The following is a 23,702-nucleotide window of genomic DNA, read 5'->3' as shown; positions in this document are numbered from 1 at the left end:
CGAGAGTGAGCATGTCCGACTATCTGCTTGAAATGAAAGGCATCGTCAAACAGTTTGGCGGTGTCCGCGCGCTTGACGGCATCGACCTGCAGGTGCGGGCCGGCGAGTGCATCGGCTTGTGCGGCGAGAATGGCGCCGGCAAGTCGACCCTGATGAAGGTGCTGTCCGGTGTGTACCCGCATGGCACCTGGGATGGCGAGATCCTGTGGGATGGCCAGCCCCTGCGCGCGCAATCGATCCGCGACACGGAAGACGCGGGCATCATCATCATCCACCAGGAACTGATGCTGGTGCCGCAGCTGTCCGTGGCCGAGAATATCTTCATGGGCCGCGAACTGACCCTGCCCGGCGGGCGCATGCATTACGCGGCCATGTACAAGCGCGCCGACGAGCTGCTGCGCGAACTGAAAATTCCCGAACTGAACGTAGCGCAACCCGTGATGAATTACGGCGGCGGCCACCAGCAGCTGGTGGAAATCGCCAAGGCGCTCAACAAGAATGCGCGATTGCTGATCCTCGACGAGCCGTCGTCGTCGCTGACGGCGTCGGAAATCGCCGTGCTGCTCGATATCCTGCGCGCGCTGAAGGCCAAGGGCGTCACCTGCATCTATATTTCGCACAAGCTCGATGAGGTGGCGGCCATCTGCGACACCATCGTCGTCATCCGCGACGGCAAGCATATCGCCACCACGCCGATGGCGCAGATGAACGTCGAGCGCATCATCGCGCAAATGGTGGGCCGCGAAATGAGCCAGCTGTATCCGCAGCGTGCGCAGCCGGCACCTATCGGCGAAGTGCTGTTCGAGGCGCGCCACGTAAGCTGCATCGACGCCGACAACCCGCAGCGCAAGCGGGTCGACGATGTGTCGTTCACCCTGCGAAAGGGCGAGATCCTCGGCATCGCCGGCTTGGTGGGGGCGGGGCGCACGGAGCTCGTCTCTGCCCTGTTCGGCGCCTACCAGGGGCCGTGCCAGGCCGAAGTGTGGCTCGATGGCCGCCGCATCGACACTTCGTCTCCGCAAAAGGCGATTGCCATGGGCCTGGCCATGGTGCCGGAAGACCGCAAGCATCACGGCATCGTGCCCGACCTTGACGTGGGGCAGAACATCACCCTGGCCGTGCTGGAGGAATTTTCGCGCGCCACGCGCATCGATGGCGAGGCGGAATTGACGGCCGTGCGCGGCGAAATCGCGCAGCTGGAACTGAAGGCGGCCAGCCCGTCGCTGTCCATCACGAGCCTGTCGGGCGGCAATCAGCAAAAGGCCGTGCTGGCCAAGATGCTGCTGACGCGCCCGCGCGTGCTGATCCTCGACGAGCCCACGCGCGGCGTCGACGTGGGCGCCAAATATGAAATCTACAAATTGATGCTGGCGCTGGCCGACCAGGGCGTGGCCATCATCATGGTCTCGTCGGAGCTGGCCGAAGTGCTGGGCGTGTCCGACCGCGTGCTGGTGATGGGCGAAGGCCGCTTGCGCGGCGATTTTATCAACGATGGCCTGAGCCAGGAAACCGTGCTGGCGGCGGCGCTGGACCAGCGCCCGGCGCCCGCCGCCAACACCGCAAACAAGGAACCCGCAGCATGAAACCGCACAGTATCAAACAGCTGTTCACCCAATACAAGATGCTGGCCCTCCTGATCGCCGTGGCGCTGATCTGGGCCTTTTTTTCGTGGAAGACGGAGGGCAGTTTCCTCACGCCGCGCAACCTGTCGAACCTGCTGCGCCAGATGTCCGTCACCGGCATCCTCGCCTGCGGCATGGTGCTGGTGATTATCGCCGGCGAGATCGACCTGTCGATCGGCTCCCTGCTGGGGCTACTGGGAGGCATCGCCGCCGTGCTGGACGTCACGCAGCACTGGCCGCTGGCGCTGAACCTGATGGCGGTGCTGGGCTGCGGCCTGGTGATCGGCCTGCTCAATGGCTACCTGACGGCGTACCGGGGCATCCCGTCCTTCATCGTGGGACTGGGCGGCATGCTCGCGTATCGCGGCATCCTGCTGGGCATCACGGGCGGCATCACGATCGCGCCCGTCTCCGAGCCGATGGTCTACCTGGGACAGGGTTACCTGCCCGCAGTGCCCGGCATCGTGCTGGGCATCGGCCTGTTCCTGCTGGCCGCCTTCCTGACGTGGCGCGCGCGCGCCAGCCGCGCCCAGCATGGCTTGCCGCAGACGGCGCCCTGGGCCGACGGCCTGCGCCTGGCCGTCATCGGCGCCGTGCTGTATGCCTTCGTGCGGACCCTGAACGGCTATGAAGGCATTCCGCTGCCCGTGCTGCTGTTGCTGGCCTTGCTGGGGCTGTTCAGCTACATCACCAGCCAGACCGTGTTCGGCCGCCGCATCTACGCCGTCGGCAGCAATATGGAAGCGACGCGCCTGTCCGGCATCAACGTCAAAGCCGTCAAGCTGTGGATCTTCGGCATCATGGGCCTGATGTGCGCGCTCGCCGGTCTGATCAACACGGGCCGCCTGGCGGCCGGTTCGCCGTCCGCCGGCACCTTCAGCGAACTCGACGCCATTGCCGCCTGCTTCATCGGCGGCACCTCGATGCGCGGCGGCTCGGGCACCGTGTACGGCGCCCTGATCGGCGCGCTGGTCATGGCCAGCCTCGATAACGGCATGTCCATGCTGGACGTGGACACCTACTGGCAGATGATCGTGAAAGGCAGTATCCTCACCCTCGCCGTGTGGGTCGATGTCAGCACGCGAGCCGGACGCAGATAGCCGTGAAATGATCTGGCACGGGAGGAGACACCATGAAGATGCCGACCGCGCACCGGATCGCGCTGCTGTTTAACGGGAATAAGATCTACGACCGCGACATCATCGCGGGCATCGCCGCCTACCTGAACACCACGCGCGTGTCGTGGGACCTGTTCCTGGAAGAGGACTTCCGTTGCCGCCTGCCCGGCATCGAGCGCTGGCAGGGAGACGGCATCATCGCCGATTTCGACGATCCCGCCGTCTGCGCGGCGCTGGCGCACAGCCGCCTGCCCGTGGTGGCCGTGGGCGGCTCGTATGCGCGCGAGGACGATTACCCGGCCGGCATCCCGTACGTGGCGACCGACAATTTCAAGATCGTCAAGCTGGCCTATGAACACCTGGTGGAAGCGGGACTGAGCCGCTTTGCCTGTTTCAGCCTGCCCGAGGCCGATGTCAACCGCTGGGCGCAGGAACGCGAAACGGCATTTTGCGCCCTGATGGAGCGCGACCACATGCGCGCCGACGTGTACCGGGGCGTGGCCACCAGCGCGCCGTCTTGGGACGAGGCGGTGGAGCAGCAGATCGCCTGGCTCAACAGTCTGGAAAAACCCGTCGGCATCATCGCCGTGAGCGACGCACGCGCGCGCCAGCTGCTGCAAGCGTGCATGCATGCGGGGATCGCCGTGCCGGAGCAAGTGGCCCTGATCGGCATCGACAACGACCCGCTGGCGCGCATGCTCACGCGCATTCCCTTGAGCTCTGTGATCCAGGGCACCGAGGAAATGGGCCGCACGGCCGCGCATTTGCTGCACCAGATGCTCAACGGCGCGCGCCTGTCCGGCACGCGCATTCTCGTGCCGCCGGCGGGCCTGAACGTGCTCGCGTCCACGCGCCACCAGCCCTTCCAGCATCCGCAGGTGATGCAGGCGCGCCACTTCATCCGCCAGTACGCCTGCCAGGGCATCAAGACGGAGCAGGTGGCCGATTACGTGGGCGTGTCGCGCTCCTCGCTCGAAGCGCACTTCCGTCACGAGCTGGGGCGCAGCGTGCACGACGAGATCCTGCATTTCAAGCTCGATGCGGCCAAGACCCTGCTGGCGCGCGGTCCGGGACAGGTGGCCGAGGTGGCCGTGCGTTGCGGCTTTACCACGGTGCAGTACATGCACGCCGTCTTCAAGCGCGAACTCGGCTGCACGCCGCGCGAATTCCAGCAGCGCAGCCGGCCACCGCCAGCCCCCGGGCAGGCGCCATGATGCATCTGCTGCGCAATGCGCGCGGCATGCGCGTGGCCATCGACGCGCACGATGCCAGCGTGCGGGCCTGGTGGGCGCCCGACCGTTATGGCCGCCTGGCCGACGTGCTGGGCGCCGCGCCCCCTGCGTGTCGGTCGTCCACGGTCTGGCAGTGCGCGCCGCCGGACGACGACCGCTTGCTGCTGCACCTGGCGCACGACGGCCTGTCGGTGCGCCTGGCCTACCGGCTTGACGACGATGGCAGCCTGCACCTCGACTGCGCCGCCACGGCCGATACGGTTTCCCGTTTTGCGCTTGCCGCGCCCCGCTTCAATCTGCAGGGCGGCCGCGCCGCCGTGGGCGACCATGTGCTGCGCCTGGCGGCGGACCGCTACTGGCCTGGCGGCCACTCTTGCAGCGATCCGCTCGATGTGGCGGGCAGCGCGTTTGACTTCCGCCAGCCGGCGCCGCTTGCTTCGCGCCTGGCCTGGCCCGCGCTGGCGCAATCGGCGGGATTCCGGCATGACTTTTACTGGACGGGCAGCGGCCAGCTGCGCGAGGCGGCGCAGGTTGCCGACCCCGCTTCCGGCCGCGTCCTGCGTTTTTCCAGCACCCAGGACAGCTGTCATCTGTATTCCGATGCGCGCTGTTTTTCCCTGCTGGCGCAGGGCGTGCAATTGCAGCCGGGACAGGTGAGGCGGTTCCAGCTCGCCTACCGTTTGGGCGTGCAAGATATCGATGCGTTTGACATATCCGAACCGGTATCAATGATGTCAAATAAGTGATTGGTCAGATATGCGGGGCAGTTCTACCATGGGGTAGTTTTTCCCTCATTTATTTTTGCCCTTACCGACGCTGCCAACCTGCCATGAACATACTCACTATCGATGCCGGCACCACCAATACGCGTACCTTGCTGTGGCGCGGCGGCGCTGTCGTCGCCCAGGCGCAGCTGGAAACGGGCGTGCGCAATACCGCCATCGATGGCCATAACGGCGCGCTGAAACAGGCGCTGCGCGACACCATCGCCAGCGTGCTGGCCAGCGCCGGCATCGCGCCGTCGGCTGTGGACCTGGCGCTCGCTTCGGGCATGATCAGTTCGCCCATGGGCGTGCGGGAAGTGCCGCATTTGCCGGCGCCCGCCGGCCTGGCCCAGCTGGCGCAAGGCATGCAGGTGGTGGACTTGCCCGACGTGCTGGCGCAGCCCCTGTGGCTGATTCCCGGCGTGCGCAACCAGCATGGCGCCGTCGGCCTGCATAACGTCGAAGCGATGGACATGATGCGCGGCGAAGAGACGGAAGTCGTCGCGCTGCTCGAGCGCCTGCAGTTGCGCGGCGCGGCGACCCTGATCATGCCCGGCTCGCATACCAAATTGATCAGCGTGGACGAGCAGCGCCGCATCCTCGGCTGCAGCACCACCATCGCCGGGGAATTGCTGCAGGCGATCACGCAGCACACCCTGATCAAGCAATCGGTCGATGGCGGTTTTGCCCAGACCCTGGTGCCGAAAATGCTGCTGGCCGGCGCGGCCGCGGCGCAAAAAACAGGGCTGGCGCGCGCCTGTTTCAGCGTGCGCACCCTGGGCCAGTTCAGCGCCATCGAATGCAATGAGCGGGCCAATTTCCTGATGGGCGCCGTCCTCAGCGGCGACCTGCTGGCGCTGCGCAACAGCACCGCCATCCAGATGCGGCCCGATACGCCGCTCGTCATTACGGGCAAGCCCATGCTGCGCCAGGCGCTCGGCTTGCTGATCGAAGAACACGGATTTTTTTATGGCAAGCGCATCATCGTCGACGACCAGCAGCAAGACTATCTGGCCGGTCACGGTGCGCTGCTGATCGCCGCCGCGCGCGGCTTGATTTCCCCGCAGGAGACAGTATGAGCAGCAACAAGAACAAGCGTCCCTTGCGTTCGCAAGCGTGGTTTGGCGGCGACGACAAGGACAGTTTTATTCACCGCAGCTGGATGAAGAACCAGGGCTATCCCGGCGATGCTTTCGATGGCCGTCCCGTCATCGGCATCTGCAATACCTGGTCCGAGCTAACGCCCTGCAATGGCCATTTCCGCGACCTGGCCGAGATGGTCAAGCGCGGCGTGCTCGAAGCGGGCGGCTTTCCCGTCGAATTTCCCGTCATGTCGCTGGGCGAGACGAATCTGCGCCCGACGGCCATGCTGTTCCGTAACCTGGCCAGCATGGACGTCGAGGAATCGATCCGCGCCAACCCGATCGACGGCGTGGTGCTGCTGACGGGCTGCGACAAGACCACCCCGGCCCTGCTGATGGGCGCGGCCAGCGTGGACTTGCCCACCATCGTGCTGTCGGGCGGCCCCATGCTGAACGGGAACTACCGGGGCAAGCCGATCGGCTCGGGCACGGACGTGTGGAAGTTTTCCGAAGACGTGCGCGCCGGGCGCATGACCTCAAACGAATTCAAGCAGGCCGAATCGTGCATGTCGCGCTCCGCCGGCCACTGCATGACCATGGGCACGGCATCGACCATGGCCAGCATGGTCGAGGCGCTGGGCGTGACCTTGCCCGGCAACGCGGCCATTCCCGCCGTCGATGCGCGCCGCAAGCTGCAGGCGCAGCTGACGGGCCGGCGCATCGTCGACATGGTGCATGAAGACCTGAAACTGTCGCAGATCCTCACGCGCGACGCGTTTGAAAACGCCATCATGGTCAACGGCGCCATCGGCGGCTCGACCAATGCCGTGATCCACCTGCTGGCCATTGCCGGGCGTATCGGCGTGGACATGCGCCTGGGCGACTGGGACCGCCTGGGCCGCGACATTCCCTGTTTGCTCAACCTGATGCCGTCGGGCCAGTACCTGATGGAAGATTTTTACTATGCGGGCGGCCTGCCCGTGATCATCCGCGACTTGCTGGGCAAATTGCATGGCGGGGCGCTCACCGTCACGGGCGCGACCATGGCCGTCAACGTGGCCGAAGCGGAAAATTTCAATCCCGAAGTGATCACCCCGCTGGCGCAGCCATTCAAGGACGAAGGCGGCATCGCCGTCCTGCAGGGCAACCTGGCCCCGCGCGGCGCCGTCATCAAGCCCTCGGCCGCGTCGCCCGAGCTGATGCAGCACCGTGGCCGCGCCGTCGTCTTCAACAGCATCGAGCATTACAAAAAGCGCGTCGACGATCCCGCGCTCGACATCGATGCCAGCTGCGTGATGGTGCTGCAAAATTGCGGCCCGCAGGGCTACCCTGGCATGGCCGAGGTGGGCAATATGGGGTTGCCGAAAAAACTGCTGGAGCAGGGCGTGCGCGACATGGTGCGCATCTCGGACGCGCGCATGAGCGGCACGGCCTACGGCACGGTGGTGCTGCACGTGGCGCCGGAAGCGGCCGTGGGCGGGCCGCTGGCCCTGGTGCGCGACGGCGACATGATCGAACTGGACGTGGCGGGACGGCGCTTGCACCTCGACGTCGACGAGGCCGAGCTGGCGCGCCGGCGCGCAGAATGGCGCGCCCCCGAACCGGTCATGAAGGGCGGCTACCAGTCCATGTACATCAAGCACGTGACGCAGGCCGACGAAGGCGCGGACCTCGATTTCCTCGTCGGCTGCCGTGGTTCGGCCGTTCCGCGCGAGTCACATTGATAACGCACGATCAAACCTGCTGCGCGTCTCGGCCACAACTGACTTCCGCTCGCGACGGTTTTATCATGCGTTATACAGAGTTAAAGGAAAAAAAATGATGGGGACACAGGCCCAATTACTGATCGATGCGCAGAACTTCCTGGGCGAGGGTGTGCGCTGGTGCGAACGCAGCGGCCGCGTTTTCTGGACGAATATCGAAGGCTGCCAACTGCATGCGCTGGTGCTGGCCACGGGGGAGCGCCAGCGCTGGGACATGCCCGAGCGCCTGGCCTGTTTCACGCTGACGGACCGCGACGACGTGCTGCTGCTGGGCCTGGCCTCGCGCCTGGCGTGGTTCGACGCGCGCAGCGGGGCCGTCACACCCTTGCACACGGTGGAGGGCGACCTGCCCATGACGCGTCTGAACGATGGCCGCTGCGACCGCCAGGGACGCTTTGTCTTCGGCACGCTGGATGAACGCCCGTGCCGCGATGCGATCGCCAGCTTCTACCGCCTCAACCTGGACTTGAGCCTGGAACGGCTGCCGCTGCCGCAGATCGCCATCTCGAACAGCATCTGCTTCAGCGTCGATGGCACGGCCATGTATTTCTGCGATTCGATGAAGAAGGCGATCTACCGCTGGGATGATTACCTGGGCGGCGACGCCAGCCGGGTGCGTGTGTTTGCCGTGCTCGATCCGGGGCCGGGCGCCGCCGACGGCGCCACCATCGATGCGGATGACCACTTGTGGAGCGCGCAGTGGGGCGCCGGCAGGGTCTTGCGCTTCGCGCCGGACGGCAGCGTCGAGCGGGCGATAGCCTTGCCCGTCTCGCAGCCCAGCTGCGTGAGCCTGGGCGGCCCGCACTACGATGAATTGTTCGTCACCACGGCGCAGGAAAGCTTGACCCCGGCCCAGCTGGCGGGCGAACCGCTGGCCGGCGGATTGTTTCATGCGCGCCAGGTGGGCGTGCGCGGTTTGCCGGAAGTGCGCTTTGGCGCCCTGCCGGCCTGACAGGAGAGAGCAGATGCAAAAGCACATGGTTTTCAATGGCATCCTCGAGCGGGGCATGGTCGGTATCGTGCGTGCCGACTCGTCCGATGCGGCGCTGCAGATCGCCGAGGCGTGCATCGCCGGCGGCATCACGGCGCTGGAAGTGGCATTTACCACGCCCGACACCCTGGGCGTGCTGCGCACCCTGCGCGAACGCCATGGTCCTGACGTGCTGCTGGGCGCGGGCACGGTGCTCGATACGGAGACGGCGCGCGCCGCCATCCTGGCCGGCGCCCAGTTCATCATCTCGCCCAGCGTGAACGTGGAGACGATTACGCTGTGCCAGCGCTACCAGGTGCTGTCCATGCCGGGGGCGATGACGCCGACGGAGATCGTCACGGCCCTGCAGGCGGGCGCCGACATCGTCAAGGTTTTCCCCGCCGAGATGTTCGGCCCCGCCTATATCAAGGCCCTGCGCGCCCCGTTGCCGCAAGCGCCGCTGATGCCGACGGGCGGCGTGACGGTGGAGAACCTGCCGGAATGGTTTGCCAGCGGCGCCGTGGCCGTGGGCATCGGCAGCAGCCTCAGTGGCCCGGGCGCCACGGGAGATTACGCGGCCGTGACGGCGCGCGCGCAAGCCTTCGTGGCGCAGATGGCGGCCGTGCGTATGGCTAAGAGCCTATCCCAGTAGATGAATCCATCCCCTGCTGACGCCCCTCAGGAGCGGGGACTGCGTTGATCGTCGTCGCGTGGCTCGCCACGCGTCCTCCTCACGCCTTGTCCGCGCTCCTGATGCGTTGCCAGCAGAAGACGCTCCCTACCGGGATAGGCTCTAAGTCTTCTGGCTAGCTCCCGGCGGGACGGGAATCTGCTACGCTAGGCGGGCAATGTCGCACGCCTCATAGACCAGAATATGTCCAACATCGCCCGCATCCTGCAAGACAGCCGCATCATCGCCATCGTCGGCATGTCCGACAAGCCCGAACGCGCCAGCCACGAAGTGGCCGACTACCTGCTGCGGCATGGCTATCGCGTATTGCCCGTCAATCCGGCCCTGGCCGGGCGCGACGTGCTGGGCCAGCGCGCTTACGCCACCTTGACGCAGGCTGCGGCTGCCGTCGCGCCGGCGCGCATCGACATCGTCGACTGCTTCCGCAAGCCGGCAGATATCCTGCCCATCGCCGAGGAAGCCATCGCCGTCAAGGCGGGCTGCCTGTGGCTGCAGCTCGACGTCATCAATGAGGAGGCGGCGCAGCTGGCGCGGGCGGCGGGCCTGGACGTGGTGATGGACCATTGCACAAAAATCGAGCTCCGCAAGCTGGCGGTGGCGGCATGAAGGCGCGCACGCAATTCCGGGCCGGCAAAGGTTTTGATCTGAACGAGGAATTCGCCGGCAAGCGCCTGCTGGGCGCGGCCACCAAGGCGGCCAACAAGAAGCTGACCCCAGCCCAGTGCAAGGCCCTGGACCGCGAGGAAACCGTGGCGTTGACGGCGCAGATCGCCGAGTGCCAGAGCATGCTGTACGCGCAGCACAAGAAGAAGGTGCTGCTGGTCCTGCAGGGCATGGACACCTCGGGCAAGGATGGCACGGTGAAGGCCATCTTCAGCAATATCAACCCGATGGGCATCCGCGCCGTGGCGTTCAAGGGCCCCACCGATATCGAACTGGCGCACGACTACCTGTGGCGCGTGCACCAGCACGTGCCCGTCAAGGGCGAGATCGCCATCTTCAACCGCAGCCATTACGAGGATGTGCTGATCACGCGCGTGCAGGACATGATCGACAAGGCCGAATGCCAGCGCCGCTACGCGCAGATCCGCGATTTCGAGCGCATGCTGAGCGAGACGGGCACCGTCATCCTGAAAGTCTTCCTGCATATTTCGAAGGACGAGCAGCGGGGACGGCTGCAGGAGCGGCTCGACGATCCCGACCGCCAGTGGAAGTTCGATCCCAACGATATCGCCCAGCGCAAGAAGTGGGATGGCTACCAGCGCGCCTATGAAACGGCGATCCGCGAGACCGATGCCGATCACGCGCCGTGGTACGTGGTGCCATCGAATTCCAAGACGCAGCGCAACCTGGTGGTGGCCTCGCTGCTGCTGGAAACGCTGCAGGCCATGAAGCTCGAATACCCGGCGCCGGACCCGAAACTGTCGTCTTTCAAGGTCGAGTAGTTCCGCCCATCGCCTGCGGAATCGGCCGCGCTGTGGCATAGTATCCCTCGTCGATAATTCAAACCAGACCGGAGATCCATATGCTGCAGTTGAAAGATCCTACCTTGTTGCGTCACCAGGCTTACGTGAATGGAGCCTGGGCGGATGCCGATGGTGGCCAGACGATTAATGTGAGCAATCCCGCCACCGGCGAGCATATCGGCACGGTGCCCCTGATGGGCGCAGCCGAGACGCGCCGCGCCATCGAGGCGGCCAATGCCGCCTGGCCCGCCTGGCGCAAGAAGACGGCCAAGGAGCGCGCGGCCGTGCTGCGCCGCTGGCATGACCTGATCCTGGAAAACGCCGACGACCTGGCGCTGATCATGACCACCGAGCAGGGCAAGCCCTTGCCGGAAGCGAAGGGCGAAGTGCAGTTCGGCGCCTCGTTCATCGAGTGGTTTGCCGAAGAAGGCAAGCGCGTTGCAGGCGATACCCTGCAATCGCCGTGGCCGGACCGCCGCCTGGTCATCACCAAGGAGCCGATCGGCGTGTGCGCCGCCATCACGCCGTGGAATTTCCCCGCCGCCATGATCACCCGCAAGGTCGGCCCGGCCCTGGCCGCCGGCTGCCCGATGGTCTTGAAACCGGCCGAGGCAACGCCGTTTTCCGCGCTGGCGCTGGCCGTGCTGGCCGAGCGCGCGGGCGTGCCTGCGGGCGTGTTCAGCATCGTCACGGGCGCGCCGAAAGACATCGGCGGCGAAATGACGTCGAACCCCATCGTGCGCAAGCTGACGTTTACGGGTTCCACGCAAGTGGGCCGTTTGCTGGCGGAACAGTGCGCGCCGACGATCAAGAAACTGTCGCTGGAACTGGGCGGCAATGCGCCGTTCATCGTCTTCGACGACGCCGACCTGGATGCGGCAGTGGAAGGCGCCATCGCCTCGAAATACCGCAACGCGGGCCAGACCTGCGTGTGCGCCAACCGCCTGTACGTGCAGGACAGCGTGTATGACGCGTTTGCCGACAAGCTGGTGGCCGCCGTGGCCAAGCTGAAGGTGGGCAATGGCATCGAGGCGGGCGTCACGCAAGGCCCGCTGATCGACGCCAAGGCCGTCGCCAAGGTGGAAGAGCACGTGGCCGACGCGCTGGGCAAGGGCGGCCGCCTGCTGGCCGGCGGCAAGCGCCATGCGCTGGGCAACGGCTTCTTCGAGCCGACCATCATCGCCGACGTGACGAATGACATGCGCGTGGCCACCGAGGAAACCTTCGGCCCGCTGGCGCCCCTGTTCCGCTTCAAGACGGACGATGAAGTCATCGCCCTGGCCAACAACACGGAATTCGGCCTGGCCGCCTACTTCTATTCGCGCGACATCGGCCGCATCTGGCGCGTGGCAGAAGGCCTGGAAACGGGCATGGTGGGCGTGAACACGGGGCTGATCTCGAACGAGATCGCCCCCTTCGGCGGCGTCAAGCAATCGGGCCTGGGCCGTGAAGGGTCGACCTACGGTATCGAAGATTATCTCGTCATCAAGTACATCTGCATGGGCGGCATCTAAGACCGCCTAGCGTGAGCCGCGGCGCGCGGCGAGGCGGTCCAGCATGCCCTTGACCGCTTCCATCTGCGTGCCGCTCTTGCGGTAGAAATCCGGGTCGATCGGGTTGATGCTGGTGTAGCCCCAGAAATCCCAGCAGCCTTTTGGGTTGTACGGATAGACGGGGCTCGGTTCGGCCTGCGGATACAGCACGATGATCTTGTTGGCGTCCGCCACCTGGTTGTAGCCGGTGCTGGTATAGAAACGGTCGCCGATCGCCTGCGTCGTTTGCAGGCAGCCGTGGAACACCACGTGCACGCGGCAGCTCTCGCTGTCGCACGCTTTCGGGATGTAGGCGTAGCCCGTATTGTTCATGCTCGAATACGCGTTCTGGATGAAGCTGCGCTGGTTGAAGGCGATCAGCTTGCCCGTCAGGGTGGTCGACGACGGTTGCAGGTCCGGGTACAGGTGCTGCAGGATGTCGCGCGCCTGGACGTAGTCGCAGTCGTTGATGAACGGCGACTCCGTCACGGCGCACGGCTTGTCCTGATTGCTGTCGGTCAAGATGGCGTGGCCCGCGCCTAGCGTGTCGACGAAGCGGATCTGCGCCGCCGGCGTGCCTGCCAGTTGATAGAATTTCCCCACCTGTTCCACCACCGGCCGCGTCACGGTCTGGTCTTTCGTTCCGCTGAACAGATACACGCGCTGGCGTTTCAGGTTGGCCGTGTCATCGATGAGACGTTCGCGCGCAAAATCGTTCGCCGCGCGCAGCAATTCGCTGGCGACGGGCGGCGCCACTTGCGCGCTGCCCGGATTCATGCAGGTGGTCAGGGCATTCGTCAGGTAGGGAATATACGGGAAGCGGCCCGGCTGGCCCGAGCAGAAATACGGGCCGCCCGCGATGATGCCGGCGCCGGCGACGGTGGCCGAGTAGGCGACGGCAAACTGCGCCGCCATGAAGCCGCCCGAGGACAGGCCGGACACCGTGGTCTGGCTCAGATCGGCCTGGTAGCCGGGCAGGGCGGGGGCGTCCTTGGTCGCGGCGGGTTTGACGGCTTTGGCCGTCGTGGCGGCGTGCGTGCTGGCTGGCACCAGGATGAGCAGGCTGGCGGCGAGCAGGGCGGTGGGTAATGCGGTCAGGTGCGGGTAGGGCATGGCAACTCCACAAGGCAGGGACAGGAAGGCCGAGCATAGGTAAAAAAACTGTGCGCTGGGCAAGTACTGCACCGTCGTTGATGTCGCTCAAGCTATCGCTGTTGTTGTCCGTCTTGTACGCGCGCGCGGCGTTTGACATAGAATGGTTTTTTTTCGTTCAACCATGGTGCCCCTCATGTCCAAGACCCTTGCCCAGCTGTTTGCGCTCACCACCCTTGCCGCCGGCGCCAGCCTGGCCATGCCGGCCCATGCCGCCGAAACCGCGCCAGCTGCCATAGCTCCGGCCGCCTGCCCCGCCATCCTCAAGCAGACCTTCAACCGCCTGCAGGATGAAGCGCCGCAAAACCTGTGCCAGTACGCAGGCAAGGTCGTGCTGGTGGTCAATACGGCCAGTTATTGCGGTTTTACCAATCAATATGAAGGGCTTGAGGCGCTGTACGCCAAGTACGGCAGCAAGGGCCTGGTGGTGCTGGGTTTCCCGTCGAACGATTTCGGCAAGCAGGAGCCGGGCAACAGCAAGGAAATCGCCGATTTCTGCTACAACACCTATGGCGTGAAGTTCCCCATGTTTTCGAAGTCCGTCGTCTCCGGCCCCAATCCGAACCCGCTGTATGTGGACCTGATCAAGCAGACGGGCAAGACCCCGGCCTGGAATTTCCACAAATACCTGATCGACCGCCACGGTAAAGTGGTGGAAAGCTTCCCCAGCAAGGTGACGCCGGACGACAAGAAACTCGTTGGCGCGGTGGAAAAAGCGCTGGCGATGTAAATTGCAGATACACAAGCAGGCTTGAACGCCTGCTTTTTTTTTAATGCCGTGCTTGTCGTCTTGCCATCATTATCCTAAGCTGGTTGTTCGCGTTTGTCACAACAAAGGAGATCATCATGGCATATGTCGATGGATTTGTGGTGCCCGTACCGAAAGCCAAGCTCGATGCTTATCTGGCCATGTCGCGCAGTTGCGGCGCCGTCTGGCGCGAATATGGCGCGCTGGAATTTCGCGAGTGCGTGGGTGACGATGTCAAGCCGGGCAAGCTGACTTCGTTCCCGCAGGCGGTGGACTTGCAGGATGGCGAAGTGGTGGTGTTTTCATGGATTGTGTATGAGTCGCGCGCCAAGCGCGATGAAATCAACGACAAGGTCATGAAAGACCCGCGCCTGGCCGAGATGATGGACCCGGCCAAGCTGCCGTTCGATGGCAAGCGGATGATCTACGGCGGCTATGAAATGCGTGTCGATCTTTAAATAAGAGCAGCCGGCATCGCCCCGCGCAGCGCATTGCACACGACGATGGCCTCGGCCCGCGCCAGCATGGCCCGCGTGATGATGGTTTCCTGCGCGTTCCAGGCGGGATCGGCCAGCATGGCTGCGCGTTGCACGCCGGGCAGCAGGCCGCAGGACAGGGGCGGCGTGTGCCAGCGGCCATCGAGCCGGACGAAGACATTGCTGCGCCCGCCCTCCGTCAGCTCGCCCCGCTCGTTAAAGAACAGCATGTCGAAGCCCCCTTGCGCCTCGGCCGCGCGCCACGCTGCGTCATAGCGCGCGCGCACGCTGCTCTTGTGGCGCAGGAACAGGTCGTCGGCATTCGTGGCCTCGGGCGCCAGCAGGATGTTGACCGTCTCCGGCAAGGGCGACAGGGCGCCGCTTTGCGTCGTAAACTGGCCGTCCTGGCGCAGCGCCAGGCGCAGGCGGAAGGGCGCATCGTCGGGGCGCGCGGCGCAGGCGGCCTGCAGCGCGGCGCGGGCCGCGTCCGCATCCCAGGCAAAACCGAAGTAGGCACAGGAGGCGGCCAGGCGCGCCAGGTGGCGCTCCTGCTGGAGGCAGCCGCCGGCGCGGCTCGCGTGCAGGGTCTCGAACAGTTCGAAGTCATTGCTCAGCCCCGTCAGGAAGCGGGCCTTGAGCTGGCATTCCGCAAATTCCTCGTGCGGGTCGCTGTCGAGGACGATGCCGGCGCCCACGCCCATTTCGCCGCGCCGCAGGCCGTCAGGGCCCGCCGGCTGCAGGGCCAGGGTGCGGATCGGCACGGACATGCAGAAGTCGCCCACGGCGTGGGCACTACCGGCGCTTGGCGGATCGAACCAGCCGATGGCGCCCGTGTAGATGCCGCGCGGCGCCGGTTCTAGTTCGGCGATGATCTCCATGGTGCGGCGTTTGGGCGCGCCCGTGATGGAACCGCACGGATACAAGGCCTGGAAGATGTCGGCCAGGCTGGCATCGTCGCGCAAACGCGCCTGCACGGAGGACGTCATCTGCAGCACGCTGCTGTAGCGCGTCACCTGGAACAGGGCCGGCACCTTGACGGAGCCCGTGGCGGCGATGCGGCCGATGTCGTTGCGCAGCAGGTCGACGATCATCAGGTTTTCCGCGCGGTTTTTCGGATCATTGGCCAGGGCGGCGGCGCGGCGCGCGTTTTCGTCCGTTTGTTCAGGCGGGGCGGCCGGCGCCGTGCCTTTCATCGGACGCGCCGTCAGTTCGCCCTGCGCATGGCGCACGAACAGTTCCGGCGACAGCGACAGCAGGGCGCCGCCATCGGGCAGCATCACCAGCGCGCCATACGGCACGGGCTGGCGTTCCCGCAGCCGCGCATACAGGGCCAGGGGCGAGCCGAAGGCGTCGAAGCGCAAGCGATACGTGTAATTGACCTGATAGGTGTCGCCGGCCACGATGTAGTCGTGGATGCGCTGCAGCGCGCGCGTGAATTCGGCCTGATCCACGTTGGCGCGGATGCCGGCGATGCCGGCCGGCGTTTGCGCCGCCGGCGTACGAGCGGCCAGCCACTGCAGCACCTCGTCCTGCGACAGCTGGGTGCAATGTTCGAAGACGAGCACCTGCGCCAGCGGCGGCGCGCCGGGATCCGCCGCGCGCGGCGGCATGGCCAGCAAGTGCGCGCCCAGCTCGTAGCTGCACACGCTGACGGCATACTGGCCGCGTTCCAAGGCCGCTTGCAGCCCTTCGAGCAGGGCCGGCCACTGTTCCCCCTCGCTGCACCGCAAGACCGCCGTCAGGCCCGTGTACAGGCGCGATGCGGCGCCGGGCGTGCTGGCGTCGTCGAGCAAGGCGAAACAGTCGGTATGCATGGGGACAGCCGCGGCGGTGACTTACCCCAGCAGCATGGCGATTTGCAGCGCCGCTTCCTGGGAGGGATTGATCTTGAAGCCGCTCTTGGCGTAGCGGTGCCAGCGTCCGATGACGAAGCTGACGATCAGGGTGGCGCGCGCCGCCACTTCGCTTTCCTTGCCATGGCCTTCGGCGGCGGCCACGCGCAAGGCCTGCTTGAGCGCCAGTTCCACGCGGTCGTAGAACTGGTTCATGCGCACTTGCAGGCGCTCGTCCTCATTGACCAGCGCATCGCCGATCAGCACGCGCGTCATGCCCGGATTGCTGATGGCGAAATTGAGCAGCATGCCGATGATGTCGCGCGTCTGCGTCATCCCGTCGCTGTGCTTTTCCGCGATCTGGTTGATCAGGCCGAAGACGCTCGACTCGATGAATTCGATCAACCCTTCGAACATTTGCGCCTTGCTGGCGAAATGGCGGTACAGGGCCGCTTCCGAGACGGCCAGTCTGGCCGCCAGTGCGGCGGTGGTGATCTTTTCGCCTTTCGGCTGCTCCAGCATTGCGGCGAGGGCCTGAAGAATTTGTAGCCTGCGTTGGCCCGGCGGTGTGCTTGCCATATTTTCTCTTGTCGTTAAAAAAAATGCTGCCTTGATGGGGAAGTCCGTCACCGCCGCTAGCGGTGCGGCTTCCGGCGTCAGCCGGAAGTCCAGGAGTCCCCTTCAACGCAGACGGTGAAGGCGGCGTGCCAAATGCCGGACAGATTTTACTTTGACATCGACGTAAGCGGGGCGATTTAACGCCTTGGGCAACTTCGCCACGCCGATCGGGTCGGCCATTTTCAGGTATTGCGTGACCCAGGCCGTGCGCAGGCCCAGTCTTTTTGCGCCCTTCAGGTTGGCGAGGGTGTCTTCCACCAGGATGCAGCGGCCAGGGCGGATCTGGTGCTTGCGCATCAGTTTGCGCAGCATCAGCGTCGATGGCTTGGGCCGCAGCTGGCGGTGCACCTGCATCGCTTCGATGGCGACGTGGTGTGAAAAGTGCCGGCGCAGTCCCAGATGGCGCATCACGTCGCTCGAATAGCGCAGCGGCGCGTTGGTGAGTAAAATTTTACGGCCAGGCAGGCGTTTGAGTAAAGCCCCCAGTCCCCGCTCGGCGCGTATCATGGCGCGCAAATCGTCGAAGGCGTGCGTCTCGTGCAAAAAATGCGCGGCCTGCACCTGATGGTGCTTGACCATGCCCAGCAAGGTGGCGCCATAGCGGCGCCAGTAGGCCGCGCGCGCCGCATTGACGATGGCGTCGTCGGCCGGCGTCACGCCGTCGCCCAGCACCCGGGCAATATACGTGTTCATATTGGCCGTGATGGTGGGGAAGATGGCGTGCGAGGCATTGTGCAGCGTGTTGTCGAGGTCAAACAGCCAGACCGGCGACGAGCGGTTAAGATGGGACACAGGCACGAGAGTCTTTGCTAGCGAGAGAAGATGAAAAATTCAACAATCAGGAAAACCATGCGACGCCAGATTATAGTGATGTTTTGCGGATTATTCTTGCTGCCGTTGCAGGCGGCCTTCGCCGAAGCGTCGCCCGTGGCGCAAAACCGCGGCGCGCTGTTCAAGGTGCAGGACGCGGCCCACACCCTGTATCTGTTCGGCACCATCCATGTCGGCGCGCCCGATTTTTACCCGCTCGAGCCGACAGTAACGCAGGCGCTGCACCGGGCCGGGGCGCTGGCGCTGGAGATCGACCCCGGCGCCGATCCGCGCAAGGCTGTGAGCGCCGTGCTGAAATACGGCATGGAGGCGCCGGGCAGCAAAGTGCCGGCCGACTGCCGCCAGACCCTGGCCCCGCGCCTGGCGCCGTTGTTGCAAAAATACGGCATTCCGGCCGAATCGGTGGCGCCGATGAAGCCATGGATGCTCGCCAGCGTGCTGGCCATCGGCGAATTTTCCACCCTCGGTTACCGCTCCGACCTGGCCGTCGACAATTATCTGTCGCAGCAGGCCAAGGCGCGCAAGATCCCCGTGGTGGAACTCGAATCGATGGAAGGCCAGATGGCGCTGTTTGGCGCCATGTCGCCGTTTGAGCAGTGCCGCTTCCTGGAAGACGGCGTGGCATCGATCGAGGATCAGGAACAAAGCCAGGAAGCGCGCGAGATCGCCGACGCCTGGCGCAACGCCGACGCGGCCGCCTTCGACAAGCTGGCGGCAAAGGCGGCGACAGACCCCTCGTTCGCCGCGCAGTTCGTGCAAAAGGTGTTGCTGGACGGCCGCAACCCGGCCCTGGCCGACGGCATCGCCAAACTCCTGGCGCGTGAAAAGCACAGCCTGGCCGCCATCGGCGTGCTGCACCTGGTCGGAGAAAAAAGCGTGCCGGATTTATTGCGTCAGAAGGGCTTGAAGGTCGAGCGGGTGTATTGAAACGCGGAGGAGATGCGGGCGACGGATAGCAGAGCAGATGGAAAAATGTTCAGGGCAAGGCGGACTGACGAAGACAGTACGAATGTACGGCGAGGCGAGGCAACGCAGCCATGGACATTTTTTACTATGAGGAGATGACGGCAGAGCAGATGGAAAAATGTTCAGGGCAAGGCGGACTGACGAAGACAGTACGAATGTACGGCGAGGAAGGACAACGCCGCCATGGGCATTTTTACAGCTGCGGGGAAAGGATACTGGTGCCCTTGACGTGGATCGAACACGTGGCCTCTCCCTTACCAAGGGAGTGCTCTACCACTGAGCTACAAGGGCATAAAAAATCGGCGCTGGGTGAATTGCGCCGAATTATTTTTTAGTGCGAACGGATCATAGTACCAAAAGCCTGCTCGGTCAACACTTCCAGCAATAATGAGTGTTCGATGCGGCCGTCGATGATGTGCACCGTGTTCACGCCGGACTTGGCGGCGTCGAGCGCGGACGAGATCTTCGGCAGCATGCCGCCCGAGATCGTGCCATCGGCGAACATCTCGTCGATTTCACGCGCGGACAGGTCGGTCACCAGGTTGCCCTGCTTGTCCTGGACGCCGGCGATGTTGGTCATCATGATCAGCTTTTCCGCTTTCAGGATTTCGGCGATCTTGCCCGCCACCACATCGGCGTTGATATTGTAGGCCTGGCCATCCTGGCCGAAACCGATCGGCGAGATGATGGGAATGAAGGCGTCGTCCTGCAGCGCCTTGACGACGGCCGGGTTGATCGCGTCGATCTCGCCCACAAAGCCGATGTCGAGGAATTCGCCCGGATGTTCGCGGTCCGGCATCTGCATCTTGCGCGCGCGGATCAAGCCGCCATCCTTGCCCGTCAGGCCGACAGCCTGGCCGCCGTAATGGTTGATCAGCATGACGATATCCTGCTGCACTTCGCCGCCCAGCACCCACTCCACCACTTCCATGGTTTCTTCATCGGTGATGCGCATGCCTTGCACGAAGGTGCCTTGCTTGCCGATTTTTTTCAGCGCGTTGTCGATCTGCGGTCCGCCGCCGTGCACCACGACCGGGTTCATGCCGACCAGCTTGAGCAGGATGACGTCGCGCGCGAAGCCGTGCTTCAGGCGTTCGTCCGTCATGGCATTGCCACCGTATTTGATGACGATGGTCTTGCCGTGGAAATTGCGGATGTAAGGGAGGGCCTCGGCCAGAATCTGCGCCTTGATTTGCGGCGACACCGCCGTCAAGTCGTCATTCATGTCCAGGTTCAAGTTAGCTAGTTGATTCATGGCGAGTCCGGAAAATAGATTTGTGCGATTTTACAGGGAAGAAGAAAATCCTGGAGGCATTATAGGGCGATCTTGTTGTATTTTCCCTGATGATCCTATAGTCTGGCCCGATATGTTCCCCAGCCAGCCCTTTTACTGCCCGTTACATCTGCGTCGCGTCCCGGCGCAGCATGACACACACTTGCCAATTCAAACACAGCCATGAGCCAGTGCAGCCTGTGCGGCGCCACCTTCCAATGCGGCCAGACCGACCCGCAGGCCAGCGGACCGTGCTGGTGCACGGCGCTGCCGCCCGCCATGCCCGTGCCCGGCAGCGCCGCCGTGGGCTGCTGGTGCCCCGCCTGCCTGCAAGCCCATATCGCCACCCTGGCACCTCCTGTCAAGCCTAACGTCGGCTAAATAAGTGCTTCATCATGCAATTGCTTTGCAATAAACCTTGCATTTCGTAGGGGAATACGTTCAGACTTCGATTTCCAAGAATTTCTTATAGGAAAGTTATGCGCTTCAGGGATATCAGTATCGGCGTGCGCATCAATGCCGGTTATGCCATGTTGATCGTGCTGATGCTGGTCGTCATCGTCCTTTCCGGCAGCCGCATCTACGCCATCCGCGCCGAGACCGACGATATCCTGCAGCGCGACTGGGTCGCCGCCAAGGCCACCAGCAAGATCCACGGGCTGGCGCGCGAGGCGGCCACGCGCATCGGCAATCTGCCGAACCAGCACGAGCGGGCGCTGCGCCAGGCGAACCAGGCGCGCCTGGAAGCGATCAAGCAAGGCATCGATGAGCAGGTGCGCATTCTCGACGGTCTCGATGCGCGGCCCGAGGAACGGCGCCTGCTGGAACAGATGCACCTGGCGCGCGCCGAGTACTACGGCTCGCTCAAGACGATGTTCGAACTGGTCGAGCGCGGCGAGGATGCCCGCGCCGAGCAGGCCATACAGACGCAGACCTTGCCGATGCTGGAAAAAGTGCTGCTGTACGTGGGCCAGCTCGACGATTTGCAGCAACAGCTGATCCGCGACAGCGCGGCCAGGATACGCAACGACATCGACACTTCGCTGCTGCTGATGGGCGGCATCGGCCTGGCGGCCCTGCTGACGGGCCTGGCCTTTGCCTGGTCGGCGCGCTCGATCACGCGTCCGCTGGGCGAGGCGGTGGCGATCGCCACGCGCGTGGCCAATGGCGACTTCAGTTCCGTCATCGAGGTGACGTCGCGCGACGAGACGGGCGAATTGCTGCAGGCGCTCAAGAACATGAGCACCAGCCTGGCCGTCGAGCAGGACCTGCGTCACGCCGTCGAAGTGGCCGAGGATGCGACCAAGATGAAGTCGGACTTCCTGGCCAATATGTCGCACGAGATCCGCACGCCGATGAACGGCATCATCGGCATGACCCATCTGGCGCTGCAGACGGAGCTCACGTCGACCCAGCGCAACTACCTGGAGAAGGTGGAATCGGCTTCGAAGAACCTGCTGGCCATCATCGACGACATCCTCGATTTCTCGAAGATCGAGGCGGGCAAGATGGCCTTTGAAAAAGTCGATTTCTTCCTCGAGGACGTGCTGGCGCAGATCGCCGACCTGTCCGTGATGCGCGCGCAGGACAAGGGGCTTGAACTGCTGTTCGACATCGCCCCCGACGTGCCGAACGCCTTGCAGGGCGACCCGCTGCGCCTGGGCCAGGTGCTGATCAACCTGACCAACAACGCGATCAAGTTTACGGACAAGGGCGAGATCGTCGTCACCATCCGCCTGCAGCAGCTGGAAGAGCATGCGGCCGTGCTGCGCGTCGACGTGCGCGATACGGGCATCGGCCTGACGCCGCCCCAGCGCAGCAAATTGTTCCAGGCCTTTACCCAGGCCGACACCTCCACCACGCGCCACCATGGCGGCACCGGCCTGGGGCTGACCATCAGCAAACGCCTGGTGGAAATGATGGAAGGCGAAATCGACCTGGTCAGCGAAGCGGGCGTGGGCAGCACCTTTTTCTTCACGGCCCGCTTCGGCCTGGCCGCCGTGCCGCGCGATAATCTGCCGCAGTTGCAACATCAACAGCAGTTCCAGGGCCTGCGCGTGCTGGTGGTCGATGACAACCCCAGCGCGCGTGAAATCTTCGTCAGCATGCTGGCGGCGCTGGGCTTCGAGGCGCGTGCCGTGTCTGGCGGCGTGCTGGCCATCGGTGCCGTGGCGCAGGCGCGCGCCGAGGGGCGTCCGTACGGACTGGTGCTGATGGACTGGAAAATGCCGGGCATGAACGGCCTCGATACCCTGGCCGGCATCCGTGCCGATGCCGCCGGCATCGATGCGACGCCGGCCTGCATCATGGTCACGGCCTTCCATCGCGAAGCGCTGCTGGAGGCGGCGCGTCAGCGCGATTTGCCGCTCGACGGGATATTAAACAAGCCGGTCAGCGCCTCGACCCTGCTCGACCAGATATCGTTCGTGTTTGGCGGCGTGACGGGACAGAGCCGCAAGACGCAGCGCCAGAGCAGCTACCGCGACGACGAGCGCGCCCTGCGCGGCGCCTGGCTGCTGCTGGTCGAGGATAATGAAGTGAACCAGGAAGTGGCGCAGCATATTCTCAACGACGCCGGCATCCGCGTCGACATCGCGGGCAATGGTGCCATCGCGCTGGCGAAGATCGAGGAAAACGCCTATGACGGCGTGCTGATGGATTGCCAGATGCCGGTGATGGATGGCTACCAGGCGACGCGCAAGCTGCGCCAGGACCCCCGTTATTCGAATTTGCCCGTGATCGCCATGACGGCCAATGCCATGGTGGGCGACAAGGAGAAATGCCTGGACGCCGGTATGAACGATTTCATCGCCAAGCCGATCGACGTGGCGCAGCTGTTCGGCACCCTGGCGCGCTGGATCGCGCCGGCCGCGCCGCAGGCAATGACGTCGGTAGCGGCGCAGCCGGAAGCGGAGCTGCCCGTGATCGCCGGCCTGAAAATGACGGAAGCCATGCGCCGCGTGGGCGGCAATGCCGCTTTGATGCGAAAATTGCTGGACCGTTTTGTGGAAACCCAGTTCGACGCCATGCAGCGCATCGTTGCCGCCATCGAGAACAACCAGCTCGAGACGGCGATCCGCGAAGCGCATACCCTGAAGGGCCTGGCCGGCAATATCGGCGCCGGCGGCCTGGCCGACAGCGCCGCGCGGGTCGAACACTTGCTCAGCCTGGGTTCGCACGACGGCTTGCCGCAGGCGCTGGCCGCCTGTACCCTGGCGCTCGACGAGCTGGTGCCGAAGATCGTGCTGGCCATGCAGTCGCGCGGCAATGCGGCCGAAGCGGGCGGCGCGGCGGTGGCGCACGTGGCGCCGGTGGACCGGGCATACCTGGAAGCGGGCTTGCGCGAATTGTCGCAGCTGCTGCAGCAGGACGATGCGCAGGCCGTCAAGCACCTTGACGGCATCGGTCCCGTGCTGGTCGCGGCGGGGCAGGCGGAACATGCGCGCCAGTTGAAGCGCATGCTGGGACAATACGATTTCGAAGGTGCGCTGGCGCAGCTGGGCGAAGTGGCCGATGCGCTGGAGCTGACACTGTGAGAAGGATAACTATGCAGAACGAAGGACGGG

The 23,702-nt window shown here is 64.5% G+C and carries 21 protein-coding genes and 1 tRNA gene; 16 read left to right on the top strand and 6 right to left on the bottom strand.

Features of this window, described 5'->3' with window-relative positions:
• The first annotated feature begins 11 nt into the window (after positions 1–11).
• The 11 genes from xylG to gabD all read left to right on the top strand — a co-directional run bounded on the left by xylG (position 12) and on the right by gabD (position 12,222).
• Positions 12–1,583: a D-xylose ABC transporter ATP-binding protein gene (xylG, locus tag AC1Q6X_RS10215; protein ID WP_492496758.1), complete on the top strand. Its 1,572-nt coding sequence runs from the start codon at positions 12–14 to the stop codon at positions 1,581–1,583.
• Complete coding sequence (locus AC1Q6X_RS10210) at positions 1,580–2,722, top strand: sugar ABC transporter permease (protein WP_070218947.1); 1,143 nt, start codon at positions 1,580–1,582, stop codon at positions 2,720–2,722. The genes xylG and AC1Q6X_RS10210 overlap by 4 nt, the downstream gene beginning before the upstream one ends.
• A 32-nt stretch (positions 2,723–2,754) precedes the next feature.
• Positions 2,755–3,954 carry a XylR family transcriptional regulator gene (locus tag AC1Q6X_RS10205; protein WP_070218948.1) on the top strand — a complete coding sequence of 400 codons (1,200 nt, stop codon included), beginning with the start codon at positions 2,755–2,757 and terminating at the stop codon, positions 3,952–3,954.
• Positions 3,951–4,718 carry an aldose epimerase family protein gene (locus AC1Q6X_RS10200; RefSeq protein WP_492496755.1) on the top strand — a complete coding sequence of 256 codons (768 nt, stop codon included), beginning with the start codon at positions 3,951–3,953 and terminating at the stop codon, positions 4,716–4,718. Before AC1Q6X_RS10205 ends, AC1Q6X_RS10200 begins: the two co-directional genes overlap by 4 nt.
• Before the next feature lie 83 nt (positions 4,719–4,801).
• Positions 4,802–5,815, top strand: a complete 1,014-nt coding sequence (locus AC1Q6X_RS10195; protein ID WP_230504310.1) for a 2-dehydro-3-deoxygalactonokinase — start codon at positions 4,802–4,804, stop codon at positions 5,813–5,815.
• A complete protein-coding gene (gene araD, locus AC1Q6X_RS10190) occupies positions 5,812–7,542 on the top strand; it encodes an L-arabinonate dehydratase (RefSeq protein WP_492496753.1) in 1,731 nt (576 codons plus the stop codon). The genes AC1Q6X_RS10195 and araD overlap by 4 nt, the downstream gene beginning before the upstream one ends.
• Positions 7,543–7,636: 94 nt before the next feature.
• Positions 7,637–8,533: an SMP-30/gluconolactonase/LRE family protein gene (locus AC1Q6X_RS10185; protein ID WP_492496751.1), complete on the top strand. Its 897-nt coding sequence runs from the start codon at positions 7,637–7,639 to the stop codon at positions 8,531–8,533.
• A gap of 13 nt (positions 8,534–8,546) precedes the next feature.
• Positions 8,547–9,203 (top strand): bifunctional 2-keto-4-hydroxyglutarate aldolase/2-keto-3-deoxy-6-phosphogluconate aldolase, encoded by a 657-nt coding sequence (locus AC1Q6X_RS10180; protein ID WP_492496750.1) that lies wholly within the window; start codon positions 8,547–8,549, stop codon positions 9,201–9,203.
• Positions 9,204–9,425: 222 nt separating this feature from the next.
• Positions 9,426–9,848, top strand: coding sequence for a CoA-binding protein (locus AC1Q6X_RS10175; RefSeq protein WP_492496748.1), 423 nt, complete (start codon positions 9,426–9,428; stop codon positions 9,846–9,848).
• Positions 9,845–10,687 carry a PPK2 family polyphosphate kinase gene (locus AC1Q6X_RS10170; protein WP_121670809.1) on the top strand — a complete coding sequence of 281 codons (843 nt, stop codon included), beginning with the start codon at positions 9,845–9,847 and terminating at the stop codon, positions 10,685–10,687. The genes AC1Q6X_RS10175 and AC1Q6X_RS10170 overlap by 4 nt, the downstream gene beginning before the upstream one ends.
• Positions 10,688–10,767: 80 nt before the next feature.
• Positions 10,768–12,222, top strand: a complete 1,455-nt coding sequence (gene gabD, locus AC1Q6X_RS10165; protein ID WP_070218955.1) for an NADP-dependent succinate-semialdehyde dehydrogenase — start codon at positions 10,768–10,770, stop codon at positions 12,220–12,222.
• Between the two features lie 6 nt (positions 12,223–12,228).
• On the opposite strand, the gene AC1Q6X_RS10160 is transcribed toward gabD, so the two are convergent.
• Positions 12,229–13,353, bottom strand: a complete 1,125-nt coding sequence (locus AC1Q6X_RS10160; protein WP_492496745.1) for an extracellular catalytic domain type 2 short-chain-length polyhydroxyalkanoate depolymerase — start codon at positions 13,351–13,353, stop codon at positions 12,229–12,231.
• 175 nt (positions 13,354–13,528) lie between these two features.
• Between AC1Q6X_RS10160 and AC1Q6X_RS10155 the strand changes: the two genes are divergently transcribed.
• Together AC1Q6X_RS10155 and AC1Q6X_RS10150 are read left to right on the top strand one after the other, a co-directional pair.
• Positions 13,529–14,122, top strand: coding sequence for a glutathione peroxidase (locus tag AC1Q6X_RS10155; RefSeq protein WP_070219106.1), 594 nt, complete (start codon positions 13,529–13,531; stop codon positions 14,120–14,122).
• Positions 14,123–14,238: 116 nt separating this feature from the next.
• Positions 14,239–14,598: a DUF1428 domain-containing protein gene (locus AC1Q6X_RS10150; RefSeq protein ID WP_070218957.1), complete on the top strand. Its 360-nt coding sequence runs from the start codon at positions 14,239–14,241 to the stop codon at positions 14,596–14,598.
• Here AC1Q6X_RS10150 and pabB read toward each other — a convergent pair.
• The 3 genes from pabB to AC1Q6X_RS10135 form a co-directional block, all read right to left on the bottom strand.
• Positions 14,595–16,430 carry an aminodeoxychorismate synthase component I gene (gene pabB, locus AC1Q6X_RS10145; RefSeq protein WP_492496742.1) on the bottom strand — a complete coding sequence of 612 codons (1,836 nt, stop codon included), beginning with the start codon at positions 16,428–16,430 and terminating at the stop codon, positions 14,595–14,597. The two genes, AC1Q6X_RS10150 and pabB, sit on opposite strands and share 4 nt — an antisense overlap.
• A gap of 21 nt (positions 16,431–16,451) precedes the next feature.
• Positions 16,452–17,027, bottom strand: a complete 576-nt coding sequence (gene slmA, locus AC1Q6X_RS10140; protein ID WP_070313104.1) for a nucleoid occlusion factor SlmA — start codon at positions 17,025–17,027, stop codon at positions 16,452–16,454.
• Positions 17,028–17,129: 102 nt separating this feature from the next.
• Positions 17,130–17,864 (bottom strand): pyrimidine 5'-nucleotidase, encoded by a 735-nt coding sequence (locus AC1Q6X_RS10135; RefSeq protein WP_121670813.1) that lies wholly within the window; start codon positions 17,862–17,864, stop codon positions 17,130–17,132.
• 90 nt (positions 17,865–17,954) lie between these two features.
• On the opposite strand from AC1Q6X_RS10135, the gene AC1Q6X_RS10130 reads away from it, so the two are divergent.
• Complete coding sequence (locus tag AC1Q6X_RS10130; RefSeq protein ID WP_492418646.1) at positions 17,955–18,824, top strand: TraB/GumN family protein; 870 nt, start codon at positions 17,955–17,957, stop codon at positions 18,822–18,824.
• A gap of 255 nt (positions 18,825–19,079) precedes the next feature.
• Here the strand turns inward: AC1Q6X_RS10130 and AC1Q6X_RS10125 are convergent.
• Positions 19,080–19,154: transfer RNA gene (locus AC1Q6X_RS10125), tRNA-Thr, on the bottom strand.
• Positions 19,155–19,194: 40 nt separating this feature from the next.
• Complete coding sequence (argB, locus tag AC1Q6X_RS10120) at positions 19,195–20,088, bottom strand: acetylglutamate kinase (RefSeq protein ID WP_010393729.1); 894 nt, start codon at positions 20,086–20,088, stop codon at positions 19,195–19,197.
• Positions 20,089–20,319: 231 nt separating this feature from the next.
• On the opposite strand from argB, the gene AC1Q6X_RS10115 reads away from it, so the two are divergent.
• Positions 20,320–20,517 carry a cysteine-rich CWC family protein gene (locus AC1Q6X_RS10115; protein ID WP_070289374.1) on the top strand — a complete coding sequence of 66 codons (198 nt, stop codon included), beginning with the start codon at positions 20,320–20,322 and terminating at the stop codon, positions 20,515–20,517.
• A 98-nt stretch (positions 20,518–20,615) separates the two neighbouring features.
• Complete coding sequence (locus AC1Q6X_RS10110; RefSeq protein ID WP_492496739.1) at positions 20,616–23,672, top strand: response regulator; 3,057 nt, start codon at positions 20,616–20,618, stop codon at positions 23,670–23,672.
• The last annotated feature ends 30 nt before the right edge of the window (positions 23,673–23,702 follow it).

Source organism: Janthinobacterium sp. GW823-FHT06H09 (genome assembly GCF_058794735.1).
This window is presented reverse-complemented; position numbering and strand designations above follow the sequence as displayed.

Excerpts from the sequence above, each read along its gene's own strand:
- xylG (WP_492496758.1), top strand. The coding sequence starts at position 12 with ATGTCCGACTATCTGCTTGAAATGAAAGGCATCGTCAAACAGTTTGGC.
- AC1Q6X_RS10210 (WP_070218947.1), top strand. The coding sequence starts at position 1,580 with ATGAAACCGCACAGTATCAAACAGCTGTTCACCCAATACAAGATGCTG.
- AC1Q6X_RS10205 (WP_070218948.1), top strand. The coding sequence starts at position 2,755 with ATGAAGATGCCGACCGCGCACCGGATCGCGCTGCTGTTTAACGGGAAT.
- AC1Q6X_RS10200 (WP_492496755.1), top strand. The coding sequence starts at position 3,951 with ATGATGCATCTGCTGCGCAATGCGCGCGGCATGCGCGTGGCCATCGAC.
- AC1Q6X_RS10195 (WP_230504310.1), top strand. The coding sequence starts at position 4,802 with ATGAACATACTCACTATCGATGCCGGCACCACCAATACGCGTACCTTG.
- araD (WP_492496753.1), top strand. The coding sequence starts at position 5,812 with ATGAGCAGCAACAAGAACAAGCGTCCCTTGCGTTCGCAAGCGTGGTTT.
- AC1Q6X_RS10185 (WP_492496751.1), top strand. The coding sequence starts at position 7,637 with ATGATGGGGACACAGGCCCAATTACTGATCGATGCGCAGAACTTCCTG.
- AC1Q6X_RS10180 (WP_492496750.1), top strand. The coding sequence starts at position 8,547 with ATGCAAAAGCACATGGTTTTCAATGGCATCCTCGAGCGGGGCATGGTC.
- AC1Q6X_RS10175 (WP_492496748.1), top strand. The coding sequence starts at position 9,426 with ATGTCCAACATCGCCCGCATCCTGCAAGACAGCCGCATCATCGCCATC.
- AC1Q6X_RS10170 (WP_121670809.1), top strand. The coding sequence starts at position 9,845 with ATGAAGGCGCGCACGCAATTCCGGGCCGGCAAAGGTTTTGATCTGAAC.
- gabD (WP_070218955.1), top strand. The coding sequence starts at position 10,768 with ATGCTGCAGTTGAAAGATCCTACCTTGTTGCGTCACCAGGCTTACGTG.
- AC1Q6X_RS10160 (WP_492496745.1), bottom strand. The coding sequence starts at position 13,353 with ATGCCCTACCCGCACCTGACCGCATTACCCACCGCCCTGCTCGCCGCC.
- AC1Q6X_RS10155 (WP_070219106.1), top strand. The coding sequence starts at position 13,529 with ATGTCCAAGACCCTTGCCCAGCTGTTTGCGCTCACCACCCTTGCCGCC.
- AC1Q6X_RS10150 (WP_070218957.1), top strand. The coding sequence starts at position 14,239 with ATGGCATATGTCGATGGATTTGTGGTGCCCGTACCGAAAGCCAAGCTC.
- pabB (WP_492496742.1), bottom strand. The coding sequence starts at position 16,430 with ATGCATACCGACTGTTTCGCCTTGCTCGACGACGCCAGCACGCCCGGC.
- slmA (WP_070313104.1), bottom strand. The coding sequence starts at position 17,027 with ATGGCAAGCACACCGCCGGGCCAACGCAGGCTACAAATTCTTCAGGCC.
- argB (WP_010393729.1), bottom strand. The coding sequence starts at position 20,088 with ATGAATGACGACTTGACGGCGGTGTCGCCGCAAATCAAGGCGCAGATT.
- AC1Q6X_RS10115 (WP_070289374.1), top strand. The coding sequence starts at position 20,320 with ATGAGCCAGTGCAGCCTGTGCGGCGCCACCTTCCAATGCGGCCAGACC.
- AC1Q6X_RS10110 (WP_492496739.1), top strand. The coding sequence starts at position 20,616 with ATGCGCTTCAGGGATATCAGTATCGGCGTGCGCATCAATGCCGGTTAT.